17 protein-coding genes, 1 tRNA gene and 1 rRNA gene are annotated in these 15,151 nt (G+C 68.6%); 7 read left to right on the top strand and 12 right to left on the bottom strand.

Going from position 1 to position 15,151, the window contains the following annotated elements; genetic code table 11:
* Positions 1 to 63: 63 nt before the first annotated feature.
* Positions 64 to 657: a TetR family transcriptional regulator gene (locus B9C99_RS20470; RefSeq protein ID WP_016690969.1), complete on the bottom strand. Its 594-nt coding sequence runs from the start codon at positions 655 to 657 to the stop codon at positions 64 to 66.
* A gap of 96 nt (positions 658 to 753) precedes the next feature.
* Positions 754 to 1,218, bottom strand: coding sequence for an Rrf2 family transcriptional regulator (locus B9C99_RS20475; RefSeq protein ID WP_088899151.1), 465 nt, complete (start codon positions 1,216 to 1,218; stop codon positions 754 to 756).
* Between the two features lie 196 nt (positions 1,219 to 1,414).
* Here B9C99_RS20475 and B9C99_RS20480 point away from each other — a divergent pair, with 196 nt between their 5' ends.
* Positions 1,415 to 2,362: a sterol desaturase family protein gene (locus B9C99_RS20480; RefSeq protein WP_016690967.1), complete on the top strand. Its 948-nt coding sequence runs from the start codon at positions 1,415 to 1,417 to the stop codon at positions 2,360 to 2,362.
* On the opposite strand, the gene B9C99_RS20485 is transcribed toward B9C99_RS20480, so the two are convergent.
* Positions 2,343 to 3,029 (bottom strand): YceI family protein, encoded by a 687-nt coding sequence (locus tag B9C99_RS20485; RefSeq protein WP_088899152.1) that lies wholly within the window; start codon positions 3,027 to 3,029, stop codon positions 2,343 to 2,345. The two genes, B9C99_RS20480 and B9C99_RS20485, sit on opposite strands and share 20 nt — an antisense overlap.
* A 38-nt stretch (positions 3,030 to 3,067) precedes the next feature.
* Positions 3,068 to 4,609, bottom strand: coding sequence for an MFS transporter (locus tag B9C99_RS20490; protein WP_088899153.1), 1,542 nt, complete (start codon positions 4,607 to 4,609; stop codon positions 3,068 to 3,070).
* 98 nt (positions 4,610 to 4,707) lie between these two features.
* On the opposite strand from B9C99_RS20490, the gene B9C99_RS20495 reads away from it, so the two are divergent.
* Positions 4,708 to 5,250, top strand: coding sequence for a TetR/AcrR family transcriptional regulator (locus B9C99_RS20495; protein WP_024102739.1), 543 nt, complete (start codon positions 4,708 to 4,710; stop codon positions 5,248 to 5,250).
* A 63-nt stretch (positions 5,251 to 5,313) separates the two neighbouring features.
* On the opposite strand, the gene B9C99_RS20500 is transcribed toward B9C99_RS20495, so the two are convergent.
* The gene (locus B9C99_RS20500) at positions 5,314 to 5,808 is read right to left on the bottom strand and encodes a metallophosphoesterase (RefSeq protein WP_088899154.1); all 495 of its coding nucleotides are present in this window, start codon (positions 5,806 to 5,808) and stop codon (positions 5,314 to 5,316) included.
* Between the two features lie 95 nt (positions 5,809 to 5,903).
* On the opposite strand from B9C99_RS20500, the gene B9C99_RS20505 reads away from it, so the two are divergent.
* Positions 5,904 to 6,701, top strand: a complete 798-nt coding sequence (locus B9C99_RS20505) for an SDR family oxidoreductase (protein WP_016690961.1) — start codon at positions 5,904 to 5,906, stop codon at positions 6,699 to 6,701.
* A gap of 70 nt (positions 6,702 to 6,771) precedes the next feature.
* Positions 6,772 to 7,392 carry a hypothetical protein gene (locus B9C99_RS20510; protein WP_253250149.1) on the top strand — a complete coding sequence of 207 codons (621 nt, stop codon included), beginning with the start codon at positions 6,772 to 6,774 and terminating at the stop codon, positions 7,390 to 7,392.
* On the opposite strand, the gene B9C99_RS20515 is transcribed toward B9C99_RS20510, so the two are convergent.
* From B9C99_RS20515 to B9C99_RS20530, 4 genes are all read right to left on the bottom strand, one after another.
* Positions 7,346 to 8,149 (bottom strand): alpha/beta hydrolase, encoded by an 804-nt coding sequence (locus tag B9C99_RS20515; RefSeq protein WP_088899156.1) that lies wholly within the window; start codon positions 8,147 to 8,149, stop codon positions 7,346 to 7,348. The genes B9C99_RS20510 and B9C99_RS20515 overlap by 47 nt on opposite strands.
* 250 nt (positions 8,150 to 8,399) lie before the next feature.
* Positions 8,400 to 8,490: transfer RNA gene (locus tag B9C99_RS20520), tRNA-Ser, on the bottom strand.
* Between the two features lie 46 nt (positions 8,491 to 8,536).
* A complete protein-coding gene (locus tag B9C99_RS20525) occupies positions 8,537 to 9,013 on the bottom strand; it encodes a nucleoside deaminase (protein ID WP_006552538.1) in 477 nt (158 codons plus the stop codon).
* Positions 9,014 to 9,574: a tRNA adenosine deaminase-associated protein gene (locus B9C99_RS20530; protein WP_202400029.1), complete on the bottom strand. Its 561-nt coding sequence runs from the start codon at positions 9,572 to 9,574 to the stop codon at positions 9,014 to 9,016. It abuts the gene before it with no gap.
* A gap of 66 nt (positions 9,575 to 9,640) precedes the next feature.
* On the opposite strand from B9C99_RS20530, the gene B9C99_RS20535 reads away from it, so the two are divergent.
* Positions 9,641 to 10,585: a prephenate dehydrogenase gene (locus B9C99_RS20535; protein ID WP_016692927.1), complete on the top strand. Its 945-nt coding sequence runs from the start codon at positions 9,641 to 9,643 to the stop codon at positions 10,583 to 10,585.
* Positions 10,573 to 11,919 (top strand): amidase, encoded by a 1,347-nt coding sequence (locus B9C99_RS20540; protein WP_016692928.1) that lies wholly within the window; start codon positions 10,573 to 10,575, stop codon positions 11,917 to 11,919. Before B9C99_RS20535 ends, B9C99_RS20540 begins: the two co-directional genes overlap by 13 nt.
* On the opposite strand, the gene B9C99_RS20545 is transcribed toward B9C99_RS20540, so the two are convergent.
* Together B9C99_RS20545 and B9C99_RS20550 are read right to left on the bottom strand one after the other, a co-directional pair.
* Positions 11,916 to 12,515, bottom strand: coding sequence for a putative glycolipid-binding domain-containing protein (locus tag B9C99_RS20545; protein ID WP_080597685.1), 600 nt, complete (start codon positions 12,513 to 12,515; stop codon positions 11,916 to 11,918). The two genes, B9C99_RS20540 and B9C99_RS20545, sit on opposite strands and share 4 nt — an antisense overlap.
* A gap of 85 nt (positions 12,516 to 12,600) precedes the next feature.
* Positions 12,601 to 13,620 (bottom strand): hypothetical protein, encoded by a 1,020-nt coding sequence (locus B9C99_RS20550; protein ID WP_026061282.1) that lies wholly within the window; start codon positions 13,618 to 13,620, stop codon positions 12,601 to 12,603.
* A gap of 112 nt (positions 13,621 to 13,732) precedes the next feature.
* On the opposite strand from B9C99_RS20550, the gene B9C99_RS20555 reads away from it, so the two are divergent.
* Positions 13,733 to 14,893, top strand: a complete 1,161-nt coding sequence (locus B9C99_RS20555) for a GIY-YIG nuclease family protein (RefSeq protein ID WP_026061283.1) — start codon at positions 13,733 to 13,735, stop codon at positions 14,891 to 14,893.
* Between the two features lie 138 nt (positions 14,894 to 15,031).
* Here B9C99_RS20555 and rrf read toward each other — a convergent pair.
* Positions 15,032 to 15,148 (bottom strand): 5S ribosomal RNA (gene rrf, locus B9C99_RS20560).
* Positions 15,149 to 15,151: the final 3 nt, after the last annotated feature.

Consider the following 15,151-nt stretch of genomic DNA (forward strand, 5'->3'; position numbering starts at 1 on the left):
GGGGTCGGATGGTGGGGCGGTGACAGCGGTGACAGCGGTGACAGCGGTCGGGCGGGGCTACGGCTACGGGAAACCACGGCGGAGCCGGTCGAACGCCTCGCGGATGAGCTCTTCGACCGACCGGTCCGTCGTCCCGGTCGCGTGTGTCTCCATGGCTGCGCGCACTGCGCCCATGGCGGCGTAGTTCAGCAGCGAGGGATACAGGTCGGAATCGGGGTCGGTGCCGGTGCGTTCGGCGATGATCTCGACGAGCAACTGCGACGAGCGCCGCTCGACCTCGATCTGCCGGGACAGCAGCACGTTGCTCTCCTCGAGCAGGGTGATGCACGCGACGATCTCGTCGAACGGCCAGTCGGCGTTCTGCACGACGTCCAGGGCCACCGTCAGCAGCGAGTCCATGATGTCCTCGTCGGCGGGACGATCGCGGAGCAGGTCGATCCACTCCTCGACCCGGGTCTCGAGATACGCGAGGACGGCGTCTTCCTTGCTGGCGAAGTAGTTGTGGAAGGTGCGGGTCGAGACGCCTGCGCGCGCTGCGATCGCATCGGCCGTCACGGCGGGCAGACCGTGTTCGCGGGCCAGTTCGGCCGCGGCGGTCGCGAGAGCCGCGCGAGTGGCTGCCTTCTTGCGATCGCGCAGGCCCGGAGAGGTGGTCACTTCATCCAAGGTACCGATTTTGCAGAGCTCTGTAAGTTTGCAGAGTCGTGCAAAGTTATGACATCGCCCACATGCGCCCGAGGGCTATTGCGGCCTTCACACCCGGCGACGCTCCCAGGCCCCCGGATCCTTTGTGAGGTCCTCCACGAAACCGGGGAGATCCCCCGCGACGACGTCCGCGAGCGACACCTCCTCGAGCACAGCGCGCAGGTTCACGCGCACCGCGATCCACACGTCCTGCAGTCGTTCGGCCGCTCCGCTGTAGACGACGCCCTCGGGCCGCTCCCCGCGCACCGATGCCAGCGGGCCCTCGACCGTGCGGATGATGTCGGCGATGGAGATCTCGGTCGCGGGTCGCGCGAGCCAGTAGCCACCCTCCGGTCCCCTCCGGCTGTTCACCAACCCGCCGCGACGCAGGTCGGCGAGAACGGCCTCGAGGAACTTGTGCGGGATGGTCTGCGCCGTCGCGAGGGTCTCCGCCTTCGTCAGGCGACCGTCCTCGATCGCCGCGAGTTCGAGCAGGGTCCGCACGGCGTAGTCGACCCTCGCGGTGATGTGCATGCCATGCCTCTCGCGCTGCCTGATGTCGTCGGCCGACCCGTCTCGACGGGACGGGTCAATTCCTACCAGCAATACCGAACCACCCGGAATCGTGCGGACGCGAGTCGTCACCCGGGTCGCGACCGAGGACCCTGGTGATCCATGCCACACGAGCGGTAACGTGGACGGTTGTTCACAGCTATCGGAGGTCGTTGCGATGTGGGAAACCCTGCAGGAATCGTGGGGGTCGCTGCTCGACCCCCTCCACGATCCGGTGACCCTGGCGATTCCCGCCTTCCTCACCTTCCTGATCCTCGAATGGATCGCGGCCCGCACCCTCGAGCACGTCGAACCGGGCCCCGACGGACGCGCCCATCCCCCGCGCGGCGGCTACGAGAAGCGGGACGCGCGCGCGAGCATCTCGATGGGCCTGGTCTCCATCGTCACGAGCGCCGCCTGGAAGGTGCTGGCCCTCGTCGGATATTCGGCCCTGTGGGTCTACGTCGCGCCGTGGCACCTGCCCGCCGACGCCTGGTACACGTGGGTGATCCTGCTCGTCGGCATCGACGTCCTCTGGTACTGGTACCACCGGATGGCGCACCGCGTCCGCCTGGTCTGGGCGACCCACCAGGCGCACCACTCGAGCGAATACTTCAACTACGCGACCGCGCTGCGCCAGAAGTGGAACAACAGCGGCGAGATCATCATGTGGCTGCCGCTCCCCCTGATCGGCATCCCGCCGTGGATGGTCTTCGTCGGCTTCTCCGTCAGCCTCGTCTACCAGTTCTTCGTGCACACCGAGCGGGTCGGCAAGCTCCCCCGCCCGATCGAGTTCGTGTTCAACACGCCGTCGCACCATCGGGTGCACCACGGCTCCGATCCCGATTATCTCGACCGCAACTACGCCGGCATCCTCATCATCTGGGACCGGATGTTCGGCACCTTCAAGGCCGAGGACCACCGGCCCACCTACGGGCTCACCAAGCCCGTGGGCACGTACAACATCTGGGACCTGCAGACGCACGAGTACCGGGCGATCGCCCGCGACTGGCGTACGGCCGGGAAGTTCCGCGACAAGCTCGGTTACGCCTTCGGCCCGCCCGGCTGGGTGCCGAAGCAGACCCGCGCGGAGGAGACCGAGAGCGTCAGCTCTGCTCGAGCGTGACGAGGAAGTCGACGCTGCCCGCGCCGTCGACTGTCACGAATCCGAGGTTCGGCGGCTCGACGCCGTAATCCGTCCAGGTGGTGGGGATGCTTCCCGACGCCACGAGGCGCTCACCCGTACGCAGGACGTCGACGTCCACGGTCACGGGCCGTTCGGCGCCGCGCAGGGTGAGCGTGCCGGTCGCGGTGACGGAACCGATGCTGCCGTCGTCGGGCAGGGACGACAGGTCCACCGGCTCGGTGAGGGCGAACGTCGCCGTCGGGTGCGCCGCGGTGTCCATCACCCGGGTGCGGAACTGGTTGTCGCGCTGGCCGCTGTCGGTGGTGATGCCCTCGACCTGCACGACGACCTCGGCGGTCTCGAGGGTGCCGTCGGTGATGGTCGCCGAACCGGAGACCTGATCGGTGCTGCCCACCACAGTGACGTCGGCCCCGCGCAGGATCTCGTGCACGGTGTAGCCGGCGGCGGTGCGGTTGGGTTCGGCACCCTCGACGACGGTCCACTCCCCGTCGAGCTCACCGGTCGCGGCTTCGGCGCCCTCGGTCGAAACGGACGCGGCGGGTGCGTCGTCCTCGGCGATGAACGTCCCGTATACCCATGGGGCAACGAAGAAGCCGAGCAGCGCCACGACCACGACGGCGACGAGCACCCACACCAGTTTCCGCATCCTGCAAATTTAAACGATGTCGGATTCCGCGTGGGGTGCTACGTCACGGGCGGCGTCGCAGCGTGAACCACGCGATTCGGGCGCAACGTGAACCACGCGATTCCGGCGGAGGCGATCATGAGGACCACGCCGATTCCGGAGGTGATGGTGACGCCGCTGTCGAACGCCGATCCCGCTGCGGCGAGCAGTGCGTCGGCCCGGTCGGCGGGCAGGGTCCCGGCCACGGCGTGGGCGCCGCCGAGTGTCTCGCGGGCGGCCTGCGCCTGTTCTGCGTCCAGCCCGGCGGGAAGCAACAGGTGTGCGCTGTAGGACGCGGACAGCACCGACCCGAGGATCGCCGTACCGAGCACGGCACCCATCTCGTAGGCCGTCTCCGACACCGCCGACGCGGCACCGGCCTTCGCGGGCGGGACGCTGGAGACGATGAGGTCGTTCGACAACGTCTCCGCCGCACCGATACCCGCGCCGAGGACCGCGAACGCCACGATGATCGGTGCGAATGCCGACGGTGAGGCCAGCAGGAACACCAGCGCGTAGCCGGTCGCCGAGAGCAGGAGCGCGCAGACGATGATCGACGACGGCTGCACCCACCGTACGAGCGCGACCACCGACATCCCGGCCACGACCATCACCGCCAGTCCCGGGACCAGGCTCAGTCCGGCTTCCATCGGGCTCTGCCCGAGCACCAGTTGCAGGTGCTGGGATACGAAGAACAGGAAGCCCACGAGGGAGACGACGGACAGCAGGTTCACCGCGACGGCACCGGAGAAGGTGGGCACGCGGAACAGACGGACGTCGAGCATCGGATTCGGGCGGCGCAGCTGCCGGCGCACGAAGGCGACGAGCGCGACCACGCCGACCACGGCCGGGACGATGACGACGGCACCGACACCGCTGTCGGCGATCTTCTTGATCGCGAAGACGATCGGGGCGAGGGCCAGCATCGACAGCGCGATGCTGACGACATCGATGCGGCCCGGATTCGGGTCCTTCGACTCGGGGACGAACATCGGCGCGAGCACGAGCAGCGGAATCAGCACCGGCACCGCCAGCAGGAAGACCGAACCCCACCAGGCGTGTTCGAGGAGGAATCCGCCCACGATCGGTCCCAGCGCGGCTCCCGCCGCGAAGCACGAGGCCCAGATCGCGATAGCGAGGCGACGCTGGGCGGCGTCGAGGAAGATGTTGCGCAGCAACGACAGTGTCGACGGCATGAGCATGGCCCCGAAGAAGCCGAGCACGCCGCGTGCCGTCACGAGCAGTTCCGCGGAGGGTGCATAGGCCGCGGCCACCGAGACGGCGGCGAAGCCGGTCGCGCCGACGAGCAGCAGCCGGCGTCGTCCGATGCGGTCGCCGAGACTGCCCATCGCCACCAGCAGGCCCGCGAGCACCAGCGGATAGATGTCGATGATCCACAACTGTTGCGCAGCGGTGGGCTGCAGCGCGGAGGAGATCCCGGGCAGCGCGAAGGCCAGGACGGTGTTGTCGACCGACACGAGCAGCACCGGAAGCATCAGTACCGCGAGCGCGACCCAGTCCCGAGGAGCCGCCTTCGTCACGGTGGGTTCCGAAACAGGCACAGATGTCGCCACGGATATCGAACTTTCGCGAGAGAGGAATCGAACCGTCGTTACTGTACCAGCTGGACGGTACAGTAACCACGTCGTACGATCGGGCCGTGCCACCTGCCCCTGCCGCCCGCGCCAAACTTCTCGACGCCTTCGTGACGATCCTGCTCGAGCAGGGCGAGCGCGCCGCGACACTCGAGTCCGTCGCCGCGGCGGCGAACGTGTCCAAAGGTGGTCTGCTCTATCACTTCCCGTCCAAGGATGCCCTCGTCGAGGCTCTCGCCGAACACCTCGAGACACTCGCAGCCGACGACGCCGAACTGATGCGCGCGGCTCCCGAAGGACCGGCGACCTACTACATCCGCACCTCGGTCTTCGCCGACACCCCGCTCGACCGGGCCATCGTCGCCCTGACCCGCCTGAGCCAGACCGCGAACCCGCGCGCCCAGCAGGCTCTGCGCCGCATCCATCAGGGCTGGTTCGAGGCACTGTCCGACGAGGTCACCGATCCCGCTGCGGCACGAGCGGTGATGCTCATCGGCGACGGGCTCTACTACGGCGCCGCCATGTCGGGCGAGACAAGCACGACGCCGCCCGAGGACGTCGACGAACTCCTGAAAGTCGTGCGGAAACTGATCGGCCCGAGCGACTGACTTCGGGGAGGTTGCGTGCGTCCGTTCGCGAAAATACGCACACAACCTCCCCTTCGATCGCCCTCACCCGAGCCGATGCAGTTCGACGTCGCGGAGCACGCCGTCGTCGATGGTCGCGGTCATGTAGGTGCAGTACGGCTGCCGACGCCGGTCGGTGGGTGAACCCGGGTTGAGCAGGCGCAACCCGCTCGGTGCCGTCGTGTCCCACGGGATGTGCGAGTGGCCGAAGACGAGGACGTCGGTGTCGGGATAGGCCGCGGCCATCCGCTTGTCGCGCCCGGTCGACGCTCCGGTCTCGTGCACCACCGCGACGCGCACACCGTCGAGGGTCACCCGCGCGACCTCCGGCAACCGTTCCCGCAGGATCGGACCGTCGTTGTTGCCCCAGCACGCCACCAACTGCTGCGACCGTTCCTCCAGCGCGTCGAGCAGCGCCACGTCCATCCAGTCGCCCGCGTGGATCACCACGTCTGCGCGGTCCACCTCGTCCCACACCTGCGACGGCAGGTCGCGGGCGCGCGTCGGTACGTGGGTGTCGGCGAGCAGCAACAGACGCATGGTCCCAGTCTGCCGTGGGGTCACAGTCTGCCGTGGGGTCACAGTCTGCCGTGGGTTCGCAGTGTGCCGCGGGCGCTCATGGGTAACCACGAGGCATGACCACTCCAGCTCACGACAGACTCGCCATCGTCACCGGCGCCGACTCCGGCATGGGCAAGGCGACCGCCGAACTGCTCGCCGCCGAGGGGTTCGACGTCGGCATCACCTTCCACACCGACGAGGCCGGGGCCGAGGACACCCGTGCCGCGGTCGAACAGCGCGGACAGCGGTGCTTCGTGACCCGACAGGACCTGACCAGTCCGAACACCGCCGACGTGATCGACGAACTCACCGGAAAGCTCGGCGGTCTCGGGGTCCTCGTCAACAACGCCGGCACCGGACACCGCGACGAGGTGCTCGACCTGTCCTTCGAACGGTGGCGGGAGATGCTCTCCACCGACCTCGACGGCCCGTTCCTGTGCTCCCAACGCGCCGCGCGACACATGATCGACGCAGGTCGCGGCGGTCGCATCGTCAACATCACGAGCGTCCACGAACACATCCCCCGCTACGGGGCCTCGGCCTACTGCACGGCGAAGGCCGGGCTCGGCATGCTCACGCAGTGCCTCGCCCTCGAATGGGCGCGGTACGGCATCACGGTCAACTCGGTCGCTCCCGGTGAGATCTCCACGCCCATGACCGGCATGGACGAATCCGAGGCCTTCCACGAGGAGCGACCGGGCAACCCCACCGGGCGCCCCGGGCACGTCAACGAGGTCGCCTCCGTCGTCGCCTTCCTCGCGTCCCCACGCTCGTCGTACCTGACGGGCCGCTCGATCCCCGTCGACGGCGGCCTCATGCTCATGGCCGCACACGGACACGACATGAACGACGGGAGTTGGCGCGAACTCTGACGACGAGCGGCCACCCATCCGCTAGCGTCCACAGGCGGACCGGTGGCCGACTCGGAGTTGGGGGAACTGGATGCGCACGACACCGCCTGCGGAGCGATTCGGAGCGGGAACGGCGAGGGGTTACCGAGCGACCCATCGTCCCGAGGTGTGGGGAGCGTTGATCGGCGCGGGCGGCGCGTCGGCTTTCATGCTCGTGAACGGTGCCGCTCTGGGATCCCCGTGGGTCTGGATCGTCGCGGCCGGGTGGGTCTGCGCCGTCGTTGTTTTCGCGTGGGCCGTGCTCGTTCGGCCGCGGAGATTCGAGCAGTTGGAGCCGCCCTCGAAGCAGGCGTCGACGATCTATCTCGTGTCGGTCGTGGCAATGATCGTGCTGATCGTCGGTGGGGCACGGCTTCTCGCGTCGTTCGATCGTTCGGAACTGACGGTCGCGTGGGTGGTCTGCGTCGTCGGTGCGCACTTCGTTCCCTTCGCACGGGCCTTCGGCCGCGCGATGTTCCGGGTCATGGGCTGGGGAATGCTGGTGATCGGAATCGTCGGTCTGGCAGGAGGTCTCGCATCGCACGCCGTGGCAGCCGTCGCCGGTGTCGCGGCGGGGCTGTGGATGTTCGCCGTGATGGTCGCCGACGCCGTCGGCCGACCTCTCGTCACCGGGCGTCGGCCCGACTCCACAGTTCCTCGAGCGCCTCGTTGACTCGTTCCGGCTGCTGGACGTGCGGGTAGAAACCGGGAACTTCGAGCAGTTCTCCCCCGATCCGGTCGGCGACGACCCGCGCCGTGACCGTCAGCGGATCTCCCGCCAGCCGCTTGTACTCGTCGGGTGCGCCCGCCCAGTCACCGACGACGACGAGCTTCGGCCACGGCGCCGCCGCGAGCGACTCGAGGGGGATGTCGGCGTCCCAGCACGGTCTCTCCCGCATCGACGTCGCCGCTGCGCGTAGTCGCTTCGGGGTGGGTTCCGCCGGCGGCATGCCGACGCTCTCCGTGATGAGACGCAGATAGTCCTCCGCAGTGAGCTCGGGCGGGAGCGTCACCTGGGACGCGCGAGCGCGGGCGAGGTTCTCGGCGACCACCGGTTCGCTCTCCGCAACCTTCAGGCACCCGGGCTGGATCAGGCACAGCGACCGCACCAGGTCCGGCCGTTCCACCGCCGCGAGCATCGCTGCGACCGCACCGTACGAATGTCCGACGAGATGGGCGCCGTCACCGAGCAGTTCGACGATGTCGGCGGCGTCCACCTCGTAGTCGGTGCGATGGGCCCCGTCGAGATCCGGCGAGTCGCCGTGCCCGCGGCGGTCCATCAGGATCAGCCGACGTGACGCCCCCAAGGGCCGCTGCCGACCGAATCCGTAGGTCTCGTCGTCTCCCCAGGCCAGCACCCCGTGCACGAGAACGGCCGGCGGGACGTCGGATTCGGCGGGTCCGACGATCGTCGAGCAGACGCGATCCACAGTTCCCCTTCCGATTGCGAGCATGCAGACGCGAACCTATCGGAAGACCTGGGCGGATGCAGGTAGCCCGACCCACACTCCCTCGGGCGCTTCGTCGACTCCGCAGTCCACTCGCAATCAAGTTCGCTATCCGCCACAGCAATTGCCGCGGCGGATAGCAAAAGCCGTAGCGGATGCTTCGGACCCCGGCCTTGGCGACCTGCAGGCATGAGAAAAGCCCCTCACCTGCACTAACAGGTAAGGGGCTCTCTGGCGGTGGCGGTGGGATTTGAACCCACGGACGGGGGTTACCCGTCACGCGCTTTCGAGGCGCGCTCCTTCGGCCGCTCGGTCACGCCACCGCTGACGACTCTAGCGGATTGCAGGCCTCATCCTGAAATCGCCTGGTCACAGCTCCGAAGCCGGCCCTCGATGTTCCCGGAAGAACGCTTCGAGCACGGCCGCGCACTCGGCTTCGAGCACACCACCGCGCACTTCCGGACGGTGCGTGAGGCGCCGATCGCGCACCACGTCCCACAGCGACCCGACGGCGCCCGTCTTCGGTTCCCACGCCCCGAAGACCACCCGCGACACCCTGGAGAGCACCAGCGCGCCCGCGCACATCGTGCAGGGTTCGAGGGTCACGGCGAGGGTTGCGCCCTCGAGACGCCATCCGTCGCCGTAGACCTGCGCTGCCGCGCGCAGGGCGAGCACCTCGGCATGCGCTGTGGGGTCGCCGGTGGCCTCGCGGGAGTTCGCCGCCCGCGCGATCTCGGTGCCGTCCGGCCCGAACACCACCGCGCCCACCGGTACGTCACCGGCGGGCGCGGCAGCGGCGGCCTCCAGCGCGACCCGGATCAATGCCTCGTCGTCGCGCAGCCCCATCTAACGGAGCTTGTCCAGGGTGTTGCCCAGGACGTCGTCGAAACCGAGTCGCTGGGCGATCTCGTCGAGCTGCTCGTCGGGATACAGGTCGGTCTCCGACAGGATCACCGACAACACCGGCTCGGGCAGACCCATGTCGGCCAGGATGCCGAGGTCGCCCTCCTCCCACGGCTCGATGTCGTCGAGCTCGTCGGGATCGATGTCGGGGATCTCGATGTTCAGCGCATCGAGGACGTCGGCGGCGATGTCGTAGTCGACGGCCATCGTCGCGTCGGATAGCAGCAACCTCGTTCCCGCAGGTGCGGGACGCACGATGATGAAGAATTCGTCGTCCACGTTCAGCAGACCGAACACTGCGCCGGAGCTTCTCAGCTCCCGCAACTCGGTCACTGCGGTATCGAGACTCGTCAGTGCGGCACCGGACAACGCCCGGCACTTCCAACGACCTTCCTCCCGCGTCACGGCGACGGCGAAGCCGTCGAGGTCGTCGCTCGAATTCCCGGCGGTGTTCCCGCTCTGGGTCACGGAAGGGCTCTTGTTCCCTACACGCTGTGCAGCCATGGGCGCAACGGTAGTCGGCCACGTCCGGTGAATGAAGCCCAGCACGGGATATGCCAACCTGATGAGGTGTCCTCAGCCGTCTCTTCCCCGCCCGTCTGTGTCCTCGGCCTCGGTCTGATCGGTGGTTCGCTGCTGCGTGCCGCCGCGGCGACCGGAAGGCAGGCGTGGGGTTACAACAGGTCGTCGCAGGCCGTGGAGGCCGCCGTCGCCGACGGCTTCGACGCGTCCACCGACCTCTCGGCCACGCTGCGTCGCGCCGCCGACACCGACGCCCTGGTGGTGATCGCGGTGCCGATGCCGGCGGTGGGCAGCATCCTCGAGGCGGTGGCCGAGCACGCCCCCGACGTCGCACTCACCGACGTGGTGAGCATCAAGGCGGAAGTGGCCGCTGTCGTCGCCGCTCACGGCCTGTCGCGACGTTTCGTGGGTGGACACCCCATGGCGGGTACGGCGGAGTCCGGCTGGACCGCTGGGACCGCCGACCTGTTCCGCGATGCGGTGTGGGTGGTGACCGTCGACGACGGCACCGATCCCGAGGTGTGGCGGCAGGTCGCCGACCTCGCGCTCGACTGTGGCTCCGTCGTCGTGCCCGCCGAGTCCCGGGAGCACGACGCGGCGGTCGCGCGGGTCTCCCACCTCCCCCATCTCCTTGCCGAAGCATTGGCCCTGTCGGGCGCCGGAGGTGGCGATCTCGCGCTCGGTCTCGCTGCCGGCTCGTTCCGGGACGGCACGCGGGTCGCGGCGACGGCACCGGCCCTGGTGGACGCGATGTGTGAGGGCAACGCCGAGGCCCTGCTGGTCGCGCTGGACGAGACGCTCGAGGTGCTGGGGACGGCCCGGGAGCAGCTGGCCGACCGCAGCACCTCCGAACTCACCCGCGCCGGTCATGCGGCGCGGACCCGCTACGAACAGCGCCGCCGCGACCCGATCGTCGGCATTCAGCCCGGCGACGACGGCTGGGTCGAGGCATTCCGCGAGGCCGGACGACGCGGTGGGGTGTGGACGCGATGAACCTCCGCGACATCGCCTCGGCGCTGACCACCGGCAAGACGACCCCGACCGAGCACGTCCGCTCGGTTCTCGCCGAACTCGACGCCCTCGCCGGGACCCCCTGGGAGAACGCCGTCGCCGCCCGCAACGACGAAGCAGCGCTCGAAGCCGCAGCCCTCGCCGACGAGCAGATCGCCGCCGGGAACTGGATCGGCCCCCTGCACGGCGTCGCGGTCGCGGTGAAGGACAACATCGACGTCGCCGGGTTCCCCACCCGCTGCGGCAGCGCGGTCCTCGCCGACGCTTCCCCGGCCCGGCGCGACGCTCGTGTCATCGAGAAGCTCCGCGAAGCCGGAGCCATCGTGGTGGCGAAGACCCACCTCCACGAGTTCGCCTACGGGCCCACCGGGTTGATCAATGCGTCCGGAGCGGCCTCCCACCCCCACAACCCGGATCTGATCAGCGGTGGTTCGTCGTCGGGCTCCGCAGTGCTGGTCGCGAGGGGCGTCGTGCCCGTCGCGCTGGGAACCGACACCGGCTGCAGCGTCCGCACCCCGGCGGCGCTGTGCGGGATCGTCGGATTCAAGCCGGGCTTCGGCGCTCTTCCCGAGCAGGGCGTGTTCCCGCTGTCGACGACCTTCGACCATGTCGGTCTGCTCGCCGCCGATGCCCTGGACGCCTCGCTCGCGTGGGGCGCCGTGCCGGGCATCGCGCACCTGCGCACCCCGGTCTCCGAACTGCGCATCGGACGCCTGCGGGGTGGCATCTGGGATCTGTCGTCCGTCTTCGACGAGGCCGTCGAGACGGCGTGCCGCACCCTCACGGATCTGGGCGCCCGCGTCGTCGACGTGGAACTGCCCGAGACCGACGAGATGCTCGAGCTGTATCCCGTGGTCACCGGATCGGAAGCGTACGAGACACATCGCTCCTGGTTCGAAGCCGATCCCGACCGCTACCAGCCTCCGACGGCCGCTCTGCTCGCCGCGCAACGCGACCGGCCGGCCTACGAGTACATCCACGCGGCCCGGGCGGTCGCGCGACTGCGTCACGACGTCGTGCACCGCCTCCGCACCGTGGACAAGCTCGACGCGCTGATCACCGTCACCACCGGCGTGCGTTCGGCGCCGCTGACGAGCGATCCCGTCGAGCTGCGCGCACCGCTGCTGCAGATGTGCATCCCGTTCAGCGTCCTCGGTGTCCCGGCCGTCTCGGTGCCGGCCCCGGACGGTGGGTCGTCGCCGGTCGGACTCCAGATCGTCGGCCTCACCGGCGGCACGCACGGGCACGGCAGCCACCCTGCCGAATCGGCCGCGTTCGCCGTGGCCATGGCGGTGGAGGCGTCGGGACAGCCCTAGATGCGGGAGGCGAGTCCTCGGTACTCGAGGACGAAGCCGTCCTCGTCGACGGTCACCGACGACGAAGAACGCGGCGACAGCACGTGGATGCCGTCGGACGCACTGCTGTAGACGACCGTGGCCTCCTCGATGCTGAGATCGATGAGGTTGACGTAGACGACGGGCACCTCCACGTCGTCGGCTCCGGCCTGCAGGTCGTGCCGGCGGATGGGCAGGGCGTTGAAGAACGGACTGAACACCACATCGACGTCGAGTGCCCCACCGAAGGTGGACCGCTGATGGTCGATGCCGTTGTCGGACATCCAGATGCCCTCTTCGGACCGGGTGAGGGACATGTGCCGCTCACCCGAAGCGAGGGTGGTGCGCACCGACAATCGGCGGGTGACACCGTTCTCGTCCGTCACCAGGTCGTACGACGCGCTGAAGGCCGGATGGTCGGTGCTCTCCGCACCCACGATGCGACCGGACGCCTTGATACGGCGGCCGGAGAGCTGTACTCGTACCGACTCCATCCGAGACACATCGGCCGCACGCCACGTGAGTAGCGCGGGCCACGTCGACGCGGAACCGGTGGCGTCAGAGGCTGGGGTGCTCACGGTCTATACGGTATGCGACGAAGCGCACACGGTGGGCAGCGGTGCCGTGATTCGTCCACCACACGGTTGCGGCGGGCTCATCTGCTCACGCCGTGTCCGGCAGCGCCTCGTGCCGGGACATCTGCCGCAGGTGGTGTGAGAACACCGACAGCGCGGCGGCGCCCACGGCGACGTTGAGCAGCGCCCCGAACTCCTGGACGGCGAACTCCAGCACGTCGACGAAGAAGACGGTGATCAACGCGGCCGTCCGCAGAGCACGCACCGCCCACCTCCGCCGGCGCCACAGGCCCACCGATCCCACCATGCACAACAGGACGGTGACACCGGAACCGACGAGCTGGATCACGGTCACCACGTCGCTCGTCCGCGCGGCGAGATCCTCCTCGAAGGTGGCGGCCGCGTTGATGAGGATGCCGACGGAGAACACGGTGAGCAGCGCCGCCGCGACGCGGACGCTGCGCTCACCCCGCAGCGGCTCCGGCAGCCGGAGCGACACCCACGAGAAGCGCGACGGCACCTCCCGGCACCGGGCGAGCAGGAGATCGATCTGTTCGACGACTTCGGGATCGACTCCGCCTTCCCGAGCGCGTTCGAGTTGCACTCGCGCCTGGTCGCGATCGGTCGGGGTCAGGCCGTGGGTGAGCCCGTCCGTCGCCGTGAGCGCGGCGTTGGCGAGATACTCGTCGGGCGAGGGCCCGCGACGGAGATGCACCGCTCGATTGACGACGAGCAGCAGCACGACCACCACGTACATGATCGCCACCGAGGGCCGGTAGAAGTAGTCGTTGGTCTTCGTGACGAACTTGCCGACCTCGTCGAGGAACAGACCGAACCCGATACCGCCGAGCACCACCGCGATACGGTCGGGAGCCCGGCCGATGAAGGTCATCGAGACCATCAACGCCGCGACCATGAGCAGACCGCCCCACAGCACGTGAGCGATGTGCAGGACCGACCCGCCGACCTGCGGATAGCCCGTCAGGTGCAGGTACAGACGTGTGACGAGGATGGTCGCGACCGCGATGATCAGGAGTGCTTCGACCTGCGCGGACGACGCGGTGTCCCGCAACAACCGAGAACGGGAACGGGTCCGCACCGCTGTCATGGCACGCGAGCTTATCCCGCCCGGGTTCGCCTCGGGTTCTTCCTCCGGATTCGGCGGCGCGGCGCCTGCGCGGAGCGGCTCCCCAATCTTGTGTGTGGCCTAGAGTCGCTCTATGCGCACAGTGTGGACAGTTCCTCCGAACATTGCCCAAACTCTGCTGGAATCTCCCGAGATCCAGATGTTCCTGACCAGCAACGAGTTGCCGGATACAGCGGACGATCCACGCCAGAGACTTGCGGAGTTCACCCACGCGCTCGGCGCCCTCAGCCGTCACATCGGACGCACCTTCGGCTCCGTGGACGCAGCCAACCGCGAACTGTTCGGCGGGTCCGCCGGCAAGGTCCCCGTGGCGCTGCGCCTGACGGTCCTGCGTGCTCTCGTGAACCATGTCGAGGACCGCGCTCCCAGCCCGAAACTGCTTCCGAAGAACATCTGCGATCAGCTCGGCGCCTACGTCTACGCCCTGCTCGACCCTCGTGATCGGAGCATCTTCTACGTCGGCGCCGGACGCGGAAATCGCATCTTCACCCTCGTCTGGACGGCGCTCGGAGAGACCTCGAAGCTGACCGAGGCCGGTGAGAAGACACCGCTGGCCACACCCGAGACCGAGGCGGCTCTGCGGCGCATCCGAACCGTCTACGAGTCCGGCTACGCGGTGGAGCACTTCGTCGTCGCCGACGCGCTGAACCCGAAGACCGACGCCGACCACACCGCCGCAGTGACGGCCGAAGCGGTCATCGCCGCACTGGGACTGACCGAACCGCACCGCGGCGAATGCGTACTCACCAACCTGGCGGGTGCAACAGAGGAGTCGGAAGCCGACCGCGCCGCCATCCCGATCGCCGAGCTCGTTCGTCAGTACTCGGCCTCCCCCGCTCCCGAACTGCCGACGCCGTGCGTGGTGCTGCGGGTCAACGAGGCGAAGAAGGCGTCGCCGGCGGCGGTGCGCGAACTCGCGTCGAAGCCGTGGCCGGCGGGATCGGCAGCGCGTGGGATCGACGGGCTGCCCATCATCGTCGTCGCCGACAACATCGTCCGGGCGGTCTATCGCGCCACCGGGTGGGAGGCGGCCGCTCGCACGGAGGAGAACGGCGGCACGATCCTCTACCGGTTCGTCGGGGAGGCCGACGAAGAGCTCGAAGGCAAGTTCGTCAACACTCGCGTCACGCCGGACCGGCTGGGCCTCAAGCGTTGGCCGTCGCACGGTTGGGCTCCGCGTCTGACGCGTGCACTGCCGCGGCCGGTCGCGCGTCCGAAGGCGCCGCGCCCCTGATTCTCCGGCTGCTTCCCGGTTCGTCTGCGGACCGGGAAGCAGCTCGTACCGGTTCTCGAAAACCGTTGGGCGGGCACATTTTCTGCATACGAAAACACGAAAGGGGACCCACAGTGTGGGTCCCCTTTCGGAACGGGTGTTCGGCGGTGTCCTACTCTCCCACACCCTGTCGAGTGCAGTACCATCGGCGCAGACAGGCTTAGCTTCCGGGTTCGGAATGGGACCGGGCGTTTCCCTGTCGCTATGGCCGCCGTAACT

Origin of the sequence: Rhodococcus sp. BUPNP1 (assembly GCF_002215235.1) — a bacterium.
Classification (GTDB): Bacteria; Actinomycetota; Actinomycetes; order Mycobacteriales; family Mycobacteriaceae; genus Rhodococcus.

Excerpts from the sequence above, each read along its gene's own strand:
- B9C99_RS20475 (WP_088899151.1), bottom strand. The coding sequence starts at position 1,218 with ATGCACATCACCGCGAGGGTCGACTACGCCGTGCGGACCCTGCTCGAA.
- B9C99_RS20480 (WP_016690967.1), top strand. The coding sequence starts at position 1,415 with ATGTGGGAAACCCTGCAGGAATCGTGGGGGTCGCTGCTCGACCCCCTC.
- B9C99_RS20485 (WP_088899152.1), bottom strand. The coding sequence starts at position 3,029 with ATGCGGAAACTGGTGTGGGTGCTCGTCGCCGTCGTGGTCGTGGCGCTG.
- B9C99_RS20500 (WP_088899154.1), bottom strand. The coding sequence starts at position 5,808 with ATGCGTCTGTTGCTGCTCGCCGACACCCACGTACCGACGCGCGCCCGC.
- B9C99_RS20505 (WP_016690961.1), top strand. The coding sequence starts at position 5,904 with ATGACCACTCCAGCTCACGACAGACTCGCCATCGTCACCGGCGCCGAC.
- B9C99_RS20510 (WP_253250149.1), top strand. The coding sequence starts at position 6,772 with ATGCGCACGACACCGCCTGCGGAGCGATTCGGAGCGGGAACGGCGAGG.
- B9C99_RS20525 (WP_006552538.1), bottom strand. The coding sequence starts at position 9,013 with ATGGGGCTGCGCGACGACGAGGCATTGATCCGGGTCGCGCTGGAGGCC.
- B9C99_RS20530 (WP_202400029.1), bottom strand. The coding sequence starts at position 9,574 with ATGGCTGCACAGCGTGTAGGGAACAAGAGCCCTTCCGTGACCCAGAGC.
- B9C99_RS20550 (WP_026061282.1), bottom strand. The coding sequence starts at position 13,620 with ATGACAGCGGTGCGGACCCGTTCCCGTTCTCGGTTGTTGCGGGACACC.
- B9C99_RS20555 (WP_026061283.1), top strand. The coding sequence starts at position 13,733 with ATGCGCACAGTGTGGACAGTTCCTCCGAACATTGCCCAAACTCTGCTG.